At 39.1% G+C, this 14996-nt stretch carries 11 protein-coding genes; all 11 read left to right on the plus strand.

Annotation, left to right across the window (positions count from 1 at the left end; genetic code table 11):
- Window positions 1-314: 314 nt before the first annotated feature.
- Window positions 315-3893 (plus strand): DNA-directed RNA polymerase subunit beta, encoded by a 3579-nt coding sequence (gene rpoB / locus HWV59_RS02145; protein WP_102232780.1) that lies wholly within the window; start codon window positions 315-317, stop codon window positions 3891-3893.
- Between the two features lie 174 nt (window positions 3894-4067).
- Entirely contained in the window at window positions 4068-7667 is a 3600-nt protein-coding gene (gene rpoC, locus HWV59_RS02150; protein WP_102232779.1) for a DNA-directed RNA polymerase subunit beta', read from the plus strand.
- Window positions 7668-7841: 174 nt separating this feature from the next.
- Window positions 7842-8090, plus strand: coding sequence for a 50S ribosomal protein L7ae-like protein (locus HWV59_RS02155; RefSeq protein WP_102232778.1), 249 nt, complete (start codon window positions 7842-7844; stop codon window positions 8088-8090).
- Between the two features lie 101 nt (window positions 8091-8191).
- Window positions 8192-8614 carry a 30S ribosomal protein S12 gene (gene rpsL, locus HWV59_RS02160; RefSeq protein ID WP_026561215.1) on the plus strand — a complete coding sequence of 141 codons (423 nt, stop codon included), beginning with the start codon at window positions 8192-8194 and terminating at the stop codon, window positions 8612-8614.
- A gap of 46 nt (window positions 8615-8660) precedes the next feature.
- Window positions 8661-9131, plus strand: coding sequence for a 30S ribosomal protein S7 (gene rpsG, locus HWV59_RS02165; RefSeq protein ID WP_026561216.1), 471 nt, complete (start codon window positions 8661-8663; stop codon window positions 9129-9131).
- 53 nt (window positions 9132-9184) lie between these two features.
- Window positions 9185-11263, plus strand: coding sequence for an elongation factor G (gene fusA, locus HWV59_RS02170; protein ID WP_102232777.1), 2079 nt, complete (start codon window positions 9185-9187; stop codon window positions 11261-11263).
- A 114-nt stretch (window positions 11264-11377) separates the two neighbouring features.
- Window positions 11378-12568: an elongation factor Tu gene (gene tuf, locus HWV59_RS02175; RefSeq protein ID WP_102232776.1), complete on the plus strand. Its 1191-nt coding sequence runs from the start codon at window positions 11378-11380 to the stop codon at window positions 12566-12568.
- 485 nt (window positions 12569-13053) lie between these two features.
- Complete coding sequence (gene rpsJ, locus HWV59_RS02180) at window positions 13054-13362, plus strand: 30S ribosomal protein S10 (RefSeq protein WP_026561219.1); 309 nt, start codon at window positions 13054-13056, stop codon at window positions 13360-13362.
- A 42-nt stretch (window positions 13363-13404) separates the two neighbouring features.
- Complete coding sequence (gene rplC, locus HWV59_RS02185) at window positions 13405-14034, plus strand: 50S ribosomal protein L3 (RefSeq protein WP_102232775.1); 630 nt, start codon at window positions 13405-13407, stop codon at window positions 14032-14034.
- A 27-nt stretch (window positions 14035-14061) separates the two neighbouring features.
- Window positions 14062-14685 (plus strand): 50S ribosomal protein L4, encoded by a 624-nt coding sequence (gene rplD, locus HWV59_RS02190; protein ID WP_102232774.1) that lies wholly within the window; start codon window positions 14062-14064, stop codon window positions 14683-14685.
- On the plus strand, window positions 14685-14972 hold the full coding sequence (gene rplW, locus HWV59_RS02195) for a 50S ribosomal protein L23 (RefSeq protein WP_102232773.1): 288 nt from the start codon (window positions 14685-14687) through the stop codon (window positions 14970-14972). The genes rplD and rplW overlap by 1 nt, the downstream gene beginning before the upstream one ends.
- Window positions 14973-14996 lie beyond the last annotated feature (24 nt).

Consider the following 14996-nt stretch of genomic DNA (forward strand, 5'->3'; position numbering starts at 1 on the left):
TAATTTCCATAACTATCTATTTTTTGAGGAAAATGATGTATAAAAGGTAGCTTTTTGGAAATACTTATAAAATCAAAAGTACGTTTAAATTGTGGTTTTCTTACTAGAAACCCTTTTTATTTTTTGTTTTTTCCTTGCGTCTGTACTAGAATTTCCTATGTTTTTATTTCAGATATTTTATTGGTAGTATATTAAGATATTATGTTTAAAGAGAATGATCTTACGTGAGTTCTCTTATTCGTCTGTCTAAAAAAAAGGTATACATAATGGTACGACGCAAAACCATATTACGCTTGATTTGAGGGGTGAATGAGTTGACAGGTCAACTAGTTCAGTATGGACGACACCGCCAACGTAGAAGTTATGCACGCATTAGTGAAGTGTTAGAATTACCGAATCTTATAGAGATTCAAACATCTTCCTATCAGTGGTTTCTTGATGAGGGCTTGAGAGAAATGTTCCAGGATATTTCTCCTATTGAGGATTTCACTGGTAACCTCTCGCTAGAGTTTATTGATTATAGCTTGGGAGATCCTAAGTATCCTGTAGAGGAATCAAAAGAACGCGATGTTACCTATTCAGCGCCATTACGTGTGAAGGTGCGTTTGATTAACAAGGAAACTGGTGAAGTAAAAGATCAGGATGTCTTTATGGGAGATTTTCCTCTCATGACAGAAACAGGTACATTTGTGATTAATGGAGCAGAGCGCGTTATCGTGTCTCAGTTAGTCCGTTCACCAAGTGTTTATTACAGCGGTAAAGTAGATAAGAATGGTAAAAAGGGCTTTACTGCAACTGTTATCCCAAACCGTGGAGCTTGGTTAGAATACGAAACAGATGCTAAAGATGTGGTTTATGTACGTATTGATCGTACACGTAAATTACCAGTAACAGTCTTGTTACGTGCTCTTGGGTTTGGCTCTGATCAAGAAATCACCGACTTACTAGGTGAAAATGAGTACTTACGTAACACTCTTGATAAAGATAATACGGAAAGTACAGAGAAGGCATTGCTTGAAATCTATGAGCGTCTTCGTCCTGGTGAGCCACCTACTGTGGATAATGCCAAGAGTTTATTAGACTCCAGATTTTTTGATCCAAAACGCTATGACCTAGCGAATGTTGGTAGATATAAAATTAATAAAAAGCTTCATATTAAGAATCGTCTTTTCAACCAAAGGTTAGCCGAAACGCTTGTTGATCCTGAAACAGGTGAAATTATTGCGGAAAAAGGTACGATGATTGATAGAAGAACGCTCGATCGTATTATTCCAAACCTCGAGAGTGGTGTTGGATTCAAGAAAGAGCAACCTTCTGGTGGGGTTGTTGAAGAAGATGTAACAATCCAATCTATCAAGATTTATGCACCAAACGACCCTGATGGTGAAAAAGTCATTAATGTATTAGGTAATGCTTATGTAGAAGAGGCTGTAAAAAACATCACGGTTGCTGATATTTTAGCTTCTATTAGCTACTTCTTTAACCTGTTACATGGTGTAGGCGATACGGATGACATCGATCACCTAGGGAATCGTAGATTACGTTCTGTTGGTGAGCTATTACAAAACCAATTTAGAATTGGTTTATCCAGAATGGAACGTGTTGTTCGTGAAAGAATGTCTATTCAAGATACGAACACAATTACACCACAGCAATTAATTAATATTCGCCCAGTTATTGCGTCTATTAAAGAGTTCTTTGGAAGCTCACAATTATCTCAGTTCATGGATCAAACAAATCCTTTAGCTGAGTTAACTCATAAACGTCGTTTATCAGCACTTGGACCGGGTGGTTTGACTCGTGAACGTGCAGGTTTCGAAGTTCGTGACGTTCACTATTCTCACTATGGCCGTATGTGCCCGATTGAGACACCGGAGGGTCCGAACATTGGATTAATCAACTCACTTTCTTCATATGCGAAAGTTAATCGTTTCGGTTTCATTGAAACTCCATATCGTAGAGTTGACCCTGAAACAGGAAAAGTAACAGCCAGAATCGATTACTTAACTGCTGATGAGGAAGATAACTATGTTGTTGCCCAAGCGAACGCAAGACTAGCAGATGATGGATCATTTATTGATGATGATATTGTTGCTCGTTTCCGCGGGGAAAATACGGTTGTTAATAAAGATCGTATCGACTATATGGATGTATCTCCTAAGCAAGTTGTTTCTGCTGCAACAGCTTGTATACCATTCTTAGAAAATGATGACTCAAACCGTGCATTAATGGGAGCGAACATGCAACGTCAAGCTGTACCATTAATGAATCCTGAAGCTCCACTCGTTGGAACAGGAATGGAATACGTTTCTGGTAAAGACTCAGGTGCTGCTGTAATCTGTAAATATCCAGGTATTGTAGAGCGTGTAGAAGCGAAAAATGTATGGGTTCGTCGTTATGAAGAAGTGGATGGTCAAAAGGTTAAAGGTAATTTAGATAAATATAGCATGTTGAAGTTTATTCGTTCGAACCAAGGTACTTGTTACAACCAACGCCCGATCGTTAGTGAAGGTGATGAAGTTGTGAAAGGTGAAATCCTTGCAGACGGTCCGTCTATGGAAAAAGGTGAACTTGCATTAGGAAGAAACGTAATGGTTGCCTTCATGACATGGGATGGTTATAACTACGAGGATGCTATTATTATGAGCGAAAGACTTGTAAAAGATGATGTCTACACTTCAATACACATTGAAGAGTATGAGTCAGAGTCTCGTGACACAAAACTAGGACCTGAAGAAATTACACGCGATATCCCTAACGTTGGGGAAGATGCACTAAGAAACTTAGATGAGCGTGGAATTATTCGTATCGGTGCAGAAGTAAAAGACGGAGATCTGCTAGTAGGAAAGGTTACTCCTAAAGGAGTTACAGAGCTAACTGCAGAAGAAAGACTTTTACATGCAATCTTCGGGGAAAAGGCTCGTGAAGTACGTGATACTTCATTACGTGTACCACATGGTGGAGAAGGAATCATCCTAGACGTTAAAGTATTTAACCGTGAAGATGGTGATGAGTTACCACCAGGTGTTAACCAATTAGTTCGTGTATATATCGTTCAGAAGCGTAAAATCTCTGAAGGAGATAAGATGGCGGGACGACATGGTAACAAAGGGGTTATCTCACGAATTCTTCCTGAAGAAGATATGCCATATTTACCAGATGGAACACCTGTGGATATCATGTTAAATCCATTAGGGGTACCTTCTCGTATGAATATCGGTCAGGTATTAGAGTTGCACTTAGGTATGGCTGCACGCAGATTAGGCATTCATGTTGCATCACCAGTATTTGATGGTGCACGTGAAGAAGATGTGTGGTCAACATTAGAAGAAGCTGGAATGGCACGAGATGCAAAAACAGTTCTTTATGATGGACGTACAGGTGAACCGTTTGATAACCGTGTTTCTGTAGGAATCATGTACATGATCAAGCTAGCTCACATGGTTGATGATAAATTACATGCTCGTTCAACTGGACCATACTCACTAGTTACACAACAACCTTTAGGTGGTAAAGCACAGTTTGGTGGTCAGCGTTTCGGTGAAATGGAGGTATGGGCACTTGAAGCATATGGTGCTGCATATACATTACAAGAAATCTTGACTGTTAAATCTGATGATGTTGTTGGTCGTGTGAAGACATATGAAGCCATTGTAAAAGGTGAGAATGTACCGGAACCAGGTGTTCCAGAGTCGTTCAAAGTATTAATTAAAGAACTTCAAAGTTTAGGTATGGATGTTAAAATGCTCTCAAGTGATGAGCAGGAAATTGAGATGAGAGACCTAGATGACGAAGATGATACACAACAAGCAGAAGGTCTTTCCGTCAATGAAACAATTGAGCCAGAGCCGGAGCTTGAAGAATTAGAAAAAGATACTGTAGCGAAAGAGTAACTTTGTGATAGTGACCTAACAAGGAGGAATTGAATGAACGGGGAGTATGATCTCTCCGTTCATGAAATTTCATCCTTAGGTACATACTTTTTTCGTTTTTAAAACAATTCTAAAATTTAATAAATAGCACTTAAATTAGGGTATAACCTGAAGACGAAAAGGGAGGTAGGCCCCTTGATAGATGTAAATAATTTTGAATATATGAGCATCGGCTTGGCTTCACCTGACAAGATTCGTTCTTGGTCCTTTGGTGAAGTTAAGAAACCAGAAACAATCAATTACCGTACATTAAAGCCAGAGAAAGATGGTCTATTTTGCGAACGTATTTTTGGGCCAACAAAAGATTGGGAATGTCATTGCGGTAAATATAAAAGAGTTCGTTACAAAGGTGTAGTTTGTGATCGCTGTGGAGTAGAAGTAACTCGTGCTAAAGTCCGTCGTGAAAGAATGGGACACATTGAACTTGCAGCACCTGTATCCCACATTTGGTATTTTAAAGGTATTCCTAGCCGTATGGGATTAGTGTTAGATATGTCTCCACGTGCTCTAGAAGAAGTTATTTATTTTGCTTCGTATGTGACAACAGATACAGGAGATACTCCGTTAGAGAAGAAACAACTTCTATCTGAAAAGGAATTTAGAGCTTACCGTGAGAAGTACGGTAACACATTCCAAGCATCAATGGGTGCTGAAGCTATTAAAAAGCTTTTATCAGATATCGACCTTGATAAAGAGGTTGATACGTTAAAAGAAGAACTTAAAACAGCACAAGGACAACGTAGAACACGTGCTATTAAGCGATTAGAAGTTCTTGAAGCGTTCCGTAACTCAGGGAATGATCCATCATGGATGATCCTTGATGTCCTGCCTGTTATACCACCAGAACTACGTCCAATGGTACAGCTTGATGGTGGACGTTTTGCAACATCCGATCTGAACGATTTATATAGACGTGTTATTAACCGTAATAACCGTTTGAAACGTTTATTAGATCTTGGGGCTCCTAGCATAATTGTTCAAAACGAAAAGCGTATGCTTCAGGAAGCAGTAGATGCATTGATTGATAATGGTCGTCGTGGCCGTCCTGTAACAGGTCCAGGGAACCGTCCATTAAAATCACTTTCACACATGCTTAAAGGAAAACAAGGACGTTTCCGTCAAAACCTATTAGGTAAACGTGTTGACTATTCAGGACGTTCGGTTATCGTCGTTGGTCCAAACTTGAAAATGTACCAATGTGGTTTACCAAAAGAAATGGCTCTTGAACTATTTAAGCCATTCGTTATGAAGGAACTTGTCGAAAAAGGTTTAGCGCATAACATTAAGAGTGCAAAACGAAAAATCGAGAGAGTTCAACCGGAAGTATGGGATGTATTAGAATCTGTTATTAAAGAGCATCCGGTATTGCTTAACCGTGCACCTACTCTTCATAGATTAGGAATCCAAGCTTTCGAGCCTACACTTGTAGAAGGTCGTGCAATTCGTCTTCACCCTCTAGTATGTACTGCTTATAATGCAGACTTTGATGGTGACCAAATGGCTGTTCACGTTCCACTATCTGCAGAAGCTCAAGCTGAAGCACGTATTTTAATGCTGGCAGCACAAAACATCCTTAACCCTAAGGATGGAAAACCGGTTGTTACACCTTCCCAGGATATGGTTTTAGGTAACTATTACCTAACTCTTGAGCGTGCTGGTGCAATTGGTGAAGGAATGATCTTTAAAGATACAGATGAAGCATTACTTGCTTATCAGAACGGATATGTACACTTGCATACACGTGTAGCTGTTCATGCATCTTCATTAAACAAGCAAGCATTTACAGAAGAACAAAATAAAATGCTTCTTGTTACAACAGTTGGTAAGTTGATTTTCAACGAAATCTTACCTGAATCATTCCCTTACATGAATGAGCCAACTAAGCAAAACATTGAGGAGAAAACTCCTGAAAAGTATTTTGTTGATCCGACTGTTAATGTGAAAGAGCATGTTTCTGATCTAGAAGAGATAGCGCCTTTCAAAAAAGGTATTCTAGGTAAGATTATTGCTGAGATCTTTAAAAAGTTCCATATTACTGAGACTTCAAAAATGCTTGACCGCATGAAAAATCTTGGTTTTAGATATTCAACAAAAGCAGGTATTACCGTTGGTGTATCTGATATCATCGTTTTAAAAGAAAAGCAGGAAATCATTAGTGAAGCACAAGCAAAAGTTGATAATGTGTTAAAGCAGTTCCGAAGAGGTTTAATTACTGAAGACGAACGCTATGAACGTGTTATCTCAATCTGGAGTGCTGCTAAGGATACAATTCAAGGAAAGCTGATGGCATCCCTTGATAAACGTAACCCAATCTTCATGATGAGTGATTCAGGTGCCCGTGGTAACGCATCTAACTTTACTCAGCTGGCTGGTATGCGTGGTCTGATGGCCAACCCGGCTGGACGTATTATTGAGTTACCGATTAAATCTAGTTTCCGTGAAGGCTTAACTGTATTAGAGTACTTCATCTCAACTCACGGTGCACGTAAAGGTCTTGCAGATACAGCTCTTAAAACAGCTGACTCAGGTTACCTAACACGTCGACTTGTTGACGTTGCACAAGATGTTATCATCCGTGATGATGATTGTGGAACAGATCGCGGTATATTGGCAGAGGCAATCAGAGAAGGCACAGAAATCATTGAAAAGCTTGATGAGCGTCTTATCGGACGTTATTGCCGTAAAGCTGTTAAACATCCTGAAACAGGTGCAGTAATCGTAGATGAAAATGAATTAATTACAGAAGATATCGCTGTTGAGATTATCGACGCAGGTATTGATAAAGTATGGATTCGTTCAGCGTTTACATGTAACACAAGACATGGTGTATGTAAGAAATGTTACGGTAGAAACCTTGCAACTGGTAGCGAAGTAGAAGTTGGGGAAGCTGTTGGTATCATTGCTGCTCAATCTATCGGTGAACCAGGTACACAGTTAACAATGCGTACATTCCATACAGGTGGGGTTGCCGGAGACGATATCACTCAAGGTTTACCTCGTATCCAAGAGTTATTTGAAGCTAGAAATCCTAAAGGTCAAGCGATCATTTCTGAAATTAATGGTGTTGTAGCTGAAATCAACGAAGTACGCGATAAGCAGCAGGAGATTGTCATTCAAGGTGAAGTAGAATCTCGTTCTTATACAGCTCCTTATAATGCAAGACTAAAAGTTACTCAAGGTGATAAAATCGAGAGTGGTCAGGTCTTAACAGAAGGTTCTATTGATCCTAAAGAACTATTAAAAGTGAAGGATTTACAAGCAGTTCAACAATACCTATTACGTGAAGTGCAAAAAGTATACCGTATGCAAGGGGTAGAAATCGGCGATAAGCACGTAGAAGTTATGGTACGACAAATGCTTCGTAAAGTTCGTGTTATGGATGCAGGTGATACAGATGTATTACCAGGTACTTTATTGGATGTTCATCAGTTTACTGATGCGAATAAACAAGTGTTGTTAGATGGTAAACGCCCTGCAACAGGTCGTCCTGTATTACTTGGTATTACAAAAGCATCTCTGGAAACAGATTCCTTCCTATCTGCAGCATCATTCCAAGAAACAACTCGTGTTCTTACAGATGCAGCAATTAAAGGAAAACGTGATGAATTACTAGGTCTGAAAGAAAATGTTATCATCGGTAAGCTAGTTCCTGCGGGTACCGGTATGCCGAGATATCGTCAAGCAGAACCAATTGCAAAAGTTGAACAAACTGAGGAAGTTGTTTCTGTAGACTAAAATATAAATTCAGCTCATTGAGGTTTTTCCTCAATGAGCTGTATAGTTGATAGACGAAGTACTTAGAAAAAGCTGAATAAAGTTTTTTTAAACCGTGTTGACATCTATCAATTACAATGTTACTATATTCAAGGTGCTCGATCTTAAACCTGTTGCTTTGGAGGATATTTGATTATGTCTTATGATAAAGTATCACAGGCAAATGAAATCATTGTTGGTACTAAGCAATCAGTTAAAGCTCTCTTAAACAATCATGTTAAGGAAATTGTAATTGCTGAGGATGCTGATGATCATGTTCTTCACAAGGTCATTCAAACAGCAGTACAGCAGCAAGTACCCTTAATTAAAGTTGAATCTATGAAAAAGCTTGGGAAAGCTTGTGGAATAGAAGTAGGAGCTGCGGCTGTAGCTATAATCCGGTAAAAAGTGTTTTTGCAAGATTAATTATTGCAGAAACTTTGTTTTTGCCTAAATATGAACCACCTGGATGTGTGGTATTAAATAAAGAAGGGAGGAAAACAAAAATGCCTACTATTAATCAATTAGTGCGTAAAGGTCGCGTAAGCAAAATTGAGAAATCAAAATCACCTGCATTAAACAAAGGTTACAACAGCTTCAAAAAAGAGCAAACTAACGTATCTTCACCTCAAAAACGTGGTGTATGTACTCGTGTAGGTACGATGACGCCAAAGAAACCAAACTCAGCGCTTCGTAAATATGCTCGTGTTCGTTTAACTAACGGAATCGAAGTTACAGCATACATTCCTGGTATTGGTCACAACCTACAAGAACACAGCGTTGTTCTTATCCGTGGTGGACGTGTAAAAGACTTACCGGGGGTACGTTATCACATCGTTCGTGGTGCGTTAGATACTGCTGGTGTTGATGGTCGTATGCAAGGCCGTTCTAAATACGGTACTAAACGTCCTAAAGCAGCAAAAAAATAATGAACAAAAATTAAAATAAAAACCAAAAATGAAAGGAGGACATAACATGCCACGTAAAGGTCCTGTAACAAAAAGAGACGTATTACCAGATCCACTTTACAATTCAAAGCTTGTTACACGTTTAGTAAACAGAATTATGATCGACGGAAAAAGAGGTAAAGCACAATCTGTACTTTACAATGCTTTCGATTTAATTAAAGAACGTTCAGGTAATGATGCAATGGAAGTGTTTGAACAAGCACTTAAAAACATCATGCCAGTTCTTGAAGTTAAAGCTCGTCGTGTTGGTGGTGCTAACTACCAAGTACCTGTAGAAGTACGTCCAGATCGTCGTACTACTTTAGGTTTACGTTGGTTAGTAAACTACGCTCGTCTTCGTGGAGAAAAAACGATGGAAGAGCGTTTAGCTAACGAAATTCTTGACGCTGCTAACAATACTGGTGCAGCAGTTAAGAAACGTGAAGATACTCATAAAATGGCTGAAGCAAATAAAGCATTTGCTCACTATCGTTGGTAATCAATACACTTTAAATACACTAAATTTTCCTATAAGGAAGGAGAAATTACCCAATGGCAAGAGAGTTCTCCTTAGCAAATACTCGTAATATCGGAATCATGGCTCATATTGATGCTGGTAAAACAACAACTACTGAGCGTGTTCTTTATTACACTGGTCGTATTCATAAAATTGGTGAAACTCATGAAGGTGCATCACAGATGGACTGGATGGAGCAAGAACAAGAACGTGGAATCACGATCACATCTGCTGCAACAACTGCACAGTGGAAAGGCCACCGTGTAAACATCATCGATACTCCAGGACACGTAGACTTCACAGTTGAAGTTGAACGTTCACTTCGTGTACTTGATGGTGCTGTTGCAGTACTTGATGCTCAATCTGGTGTTGAGCCTCAAACAGAAACGGTTTGGCGTCAAGCTACAACTTATGGAGTACCACGTGTTGTGTTCGTAAATAAAATGGACAAAATCGGTGCGGACTTCTTATATTCTGTTAAAACTTTGCATGAACGCCTTCAAGCGAATGCTCACCCAATCCAGTTACCAATTGGTGCGGAAGATCAATTCGCAGGTATCATTGACTTAGTTGAAATGAACGCTACGTTCTATGGTAATGATTTAGGAACTGATATCCAAGTTGGAGAAATTCCTGAAGAATACCAAGATCAAGCAAACGAGTACCGTGAAAGCTTAGTTGAAGCAGTTGCTGAACTTGATGAAGAATTAATGGAAAGATACCTTGGTGGTGAAGAAATCTCTAACGAAGAGCTTAAAGCTGCCATTCGTAAAGGTACTGTAAATGTTGATTTTTATCCAGTAATCTGTGGATCTGCTTTCAAAAACAAAGGTGTTCAAAAAATGCTAGATGCTGTAATCGACTACCTTCCATCTCCATTAGATGTACCTGCAATTAAAGGTACTCTTCCTGATACAGATGAAGAAGTAACTCGTGAATCTAGCGATGAAGGTCCTTTTGCTGCATTAGCATTTAAAGTAATGACAGACCCTTATGTTGGTAAACTTACATTCTTCCGTGTTTACTCTGGTACTCTAAGTTCTGGATCTTATATCCAAAACTCTACTAAAGGTAAACGTGAGCGTGTAGGTCGTATCCTTCAGATGCACGCAAACAGCCGTGAAGAAATCTCCCAAGTTTATGCTGGGGATATCGCAGCAGCTGTTGGTTTGAAAGATACAACTACTGGTGATACTCTATGTGATGACAAAAATCTTGTTATTCTAGAGTCAATGGAGTTCCCAGAGCCAGTTATCCAACTATCTGTTGAACCAAAATCTAAAGCAGACCAAGATAAAATGACAACTGCTTTACAAAAACTTCAAGAAGAAGATCCAACTTTCAGAGCACATACTGATGCAGAAACTGGTCAAACAATTATTGCTGGTATGGGTGAGCTTCACTTAGATATTCTTGTTGATCGTATGAAACGTGAATTCAAAGTAGAAGCAAATGTTGGTGCTCCACAGGTTGCATATCGTGAAACATTCCGCCAAGGCGCTAAAGTCGAAGGTAAATTCGCTCGTCAATCTGGTGGTCGTGGACAATTCGGACACGTATGGATCGAGTTTGAACCTAATGAAGAAGGTAAAGGTTTTGAGTTTGAAAACAAAATCGTTGGTGGGGTAGTACCTCGTGAATATGTACCTGCTGTTCAAGCTGGTCTTGAAGATGCAATGCAAAACGGTGTATTAGCTGGTTATCCATTAGTTGATGTTAAAGCTGCATTAGTTGATGGTTCTTACCATGATGTTGACTCAAGTGAGATGGCGTTTAAAGTTGCGGCTTCATTAGCTCTTAAAAACGCTGTATCAAAATGTAGCCCGGTAATTTTAGAGCCTGTTATGAAAGTTGAAGTAGTAGTGCCTGAAGAATACATGGGTGATATCATGGGTCAAGTAACAGCTCGTCGTGGACGCGTTGAAGGTATGGAAGCTCGTGGTAATGCACAAGTTGTACGTGCAATGATTCCTCTTTCTGAAATGTTTGGTTATGCTACGGCATTACGTTCAAGTACTCAAGGTCGCGGTGTTTTCACTATGCACTTTGATCACTATGAAGAAGTACCAAAATCAGTTTCAGAAGAAATTATCAAAAAAAATAAAGGTGAGTAATTGATTTTTACCCCTTTTATGAAGTATAACTACTTATGTGAGAACAGAGAGTGATGAATTCACTTTCTGTTACATATATCCTAAAAAATATAATCTCTAAGGAGGATTTTTAGAATGGCTAAAGAAAAATTCGACCGTTCCAAAACGCATGCTAATATCGGTACAATCGGACACGTTGACCATGGTAAAACAACTTTAACAGCTGCTATCACAACTGTACTTGCTAAGCGCAGTGGTAAAGGTGCAGCTATGGCATATGATATGATCGACGCTGCTCCAGAAGAGCGTGAGCGTGGAATCACAATCTCAACTGCACACGTTGAGTATGAAACTGACACTCGTCACTATGCACACGTTGACTGCCCAGGACACGCTGACTATGTTAAAAACATGATCACTGGTGCTGCTCAAATGGATGGTGGGATCCTAGTAGTATCTGCTGCTGACGGCCCAATGCCACAAACTCGTGAGCACATCCTATTATCTCGTCAAGTAGGTGTACCATACCTTGTTGTATTCTTAAACAAATGTGACATGGTTGATGACGAAGAATTATTAGAACTAGTTGAAATGGAAGTTCGTGACTTACTTTCTGAGTACGATTTCCCAGGCGATGATGTTCCTGTAATCAAAGGTTCTGCTCTTAAAGCTCTTGAAGGAGAAGCTGAGTGGGAAGAAAAAATCATCGAGCTTATGAATGCTGTTGATGAATACATCCCAACTCCAGAGCGTGACACTGAAAAACCATTCATGATGCCAGTTGAGGATGTATTCTCAATCACTGGTCGTGGAACTGTTGCTACAGGTCGTGTTGAGCGTGGACAAGTTAAAGTTGGTGACGTAATTGATATCATCGGTTTAACTGAAGAGCCAAAATCAACTACTGTAACAGGTGTTGAAATGTTCCGTAAACTTCTTGATTATGCTGAAGCTGGTGACAACATCGGTGCACTTCTTCGTGGGGTTGCTCGTGACGATATCCAACGTGGACAAGTACTTGCTAAGCCAGGTACAATCACTCCACACACTAAATTCAAAGCAGAAGTTTACGTTTTATCAAAAGAAGAAGGTGGACGTCACACTCCATTCTTCACTAACTACCGTCCTCAGTTCTACTTCCGTACAACTGATGTAACTGGTATTTGTAATCTTCCTGAAGGCGTAGAAATGGTTATGCCTGGAGATAACGTAGAAATGTCTGTTGAACTTATCGCTCCAATCGCGATTGAAGAAGGAACTAAATTCTCAATCCGTGAAGGTGGACGTACTGTAGGCGCAGGCGTTGTTGCTACAATCGTTGAGTAATTATTAAAATAGTAAAGACGAGCTTCCTAGCTCGTCTTTTTTTGTGTTTAGTAATTTATAAATTTGTTAAATCTCTATGTACTCTAGGTTGATAGAGGAGGCGGTTGCGCTTTTGTTCATGTGTTGTATATTGCATGTTAATATTGTCTGCTCTTTTCTTCTATATAATATGTTTAATTTATATATAAAAAGTCATAAATAAAAAGTATGAAGTGATCATTAATTCTTACAGATTAAACCAATCGTGAAATCCTTGATCTTCATCATAAATCTATGTATAATATGAAAAGTGCTTAAGAAACCAAGATTTATAAATTTATTCTTGCATCTATTATAAGTTTTATGTATAATAGACAATGTTGGTCTTTGACTGCGATGAAGCAGGAGGTTGCCGATACACACGGCCGCTTTGCCATGGCGTGTGTAGGGAAAATTCTTGCGGAGAAAATGTCTATTTTAAAAGTAGGCGAAAAGGAGGGAAAATAATGGCAAAACAAAAGATCCGTATTCGTTTAAAAGCATATGATCACAGAATTCTTGATCAGTCTGCTGAGAAAATTGTTGAAACTGCAAAACGTTCTGGTGCAAATGTATCTGGTCCGATTCCATTACCGACTGAAAGATCAGTGTACACAATCCTACGTGCGGTTCATAAGTACAAAGATTCTCGTGAGCAATTCGAAATGCGTACGCATAAGCGTTTAATTGATATCATCAGCCCAACACCACAAACTGTTGATGCATTAATGCGTTTAGACTTACCGTCTGGTGTTGACATTGAAATCAAATTATAATTCTTGAAATAAATTAGAAAAGATTATTAGGAGGTGTGACTCATGACCAAAGGAATCTTAGGAAGAAAAATTGGTATGACGCAAGTGTTTGCAGAAAATGGTGATCTAATTCCGGTAACTGTTATCGAAGCTGCTCCAAACGTTGTTCTTCAAAAGAAAACTGTTGAAACTGATGGGTATAATGCTGTTCAATTAGGTTTTGAAGACAAACGTGAAAAGCTTTCTAACAAACCTGAAAAAGGACATGTTGCGAAAGCAAATACTGCACCTAAGCGCTTCGTTAAAGAACTTCGTGAAGCAAGCTTAGAGCAAATCGAAGTTGGTCAAGAAGTCAAAGTTGATATTTTCACAGCAGGTGAAACTGTAGATGTAACAGGAATTTCTAAAGGGAAAGGTTTCCAAGGTGCAATCAAGCGCCACGGACAATCTCGTGGACCTATGTCTCACGGTTCTCGTTACCATCGTCGCCCGGGTTCAATGGGACCTGTAGCACCAAACCGTGTATTCAAAAACAAATTATTACCTGGTCGTATGGGTGGAGAACGAATCACTGTTCAAAACTTAGAGATCGTTAAAGTAGATGCAGAACGCAATCTATTATTAATCAAAGGTAATGTTCCAGGACCTAAAAAAGCCCTAATTACTGTGAAAAGTGCAGTTAAATCTAAATAATTTCACTAGGAAAGGAGGAATTGGGTAATGCCGAAAGTAGCATTATTAAACCAATCTGGATCTAATGTTGGAGAAATCGAACTTAATGATTCTGTATTTGGTATTGAACCTAATCAGCATGTATTATTTGAAGCGGTTATCATGCAAAGAGCTTCCTTACGTCAAGGAACTCACAAAGTAAAAAATCGTTCTGAAGTAGCAGGCGGAGGTCGTAAACCTTGGCGTCAAAAGGGTACTGGTCGTGCTCGTCAAGGATCTATTCGTTCTCCACAATGGCGCGGTGGTGGTATCGTATTTGGCCCAACTCCACGTTCATACGCTTATAAGTTACCTAAAAAAGTTCGCCGTTTAGCTATCAAATCAGCTTTATCATCTAAAGTAGTTGACAACAGCATCGTTGTATTAGAAGACTTAGCACTTAACGCACCAAAAACAAAAGAAATGGCTTCTGTATTAAAAGGTCTTTCTGTTGAGAAAAAAGCGTTAATTGTTACAGCTGACAACAACGAAAATGTTGCATTATCAGCACGTAATATCCCAGGAGTAACAGTTGTTACTGCTAATGGTGTTAACGTACTTGATGTACTAAACCATGATAAACTAATTATGACGAAAGCAGCGGTGCAAAAAGTAGAGGAGGTGCTTGCATAATGAAAGATCCTCGTGATATTATTAAGCGCCCCGTAATCACTGAACGTTCAACTGATCTTATGTCAGAGAAAAAATACACGTTTGAAGTTGATGTTAAGGCTAATAAAACTGAAGTTAAAGATGCGATCGAATCAATCTTTGGTGTAAAAGTTGAAAAAGTAAACATCATGAACTATAAAGGTAAATTCAAACGCGTTGGTCGTTACAGCGGTTTAACTAACCGTCGTCGTAAAGCGATCATCAAGCTTACAGCTGATAGCAAAGAAATCGAATTATTCGAAGTATAATTTTTAATAGAAAAGGAGGGATAT

The sequence above is a fragment of the Metabacillus schmidteae genome (genome assembly GCF_903166545.1).
GTDB classification, from domain to species: Bacteria; Bacillota; Bacilli; order Bacillales; family Bacillaceae; genus Metabacillus; species Metabacillus schmidteae.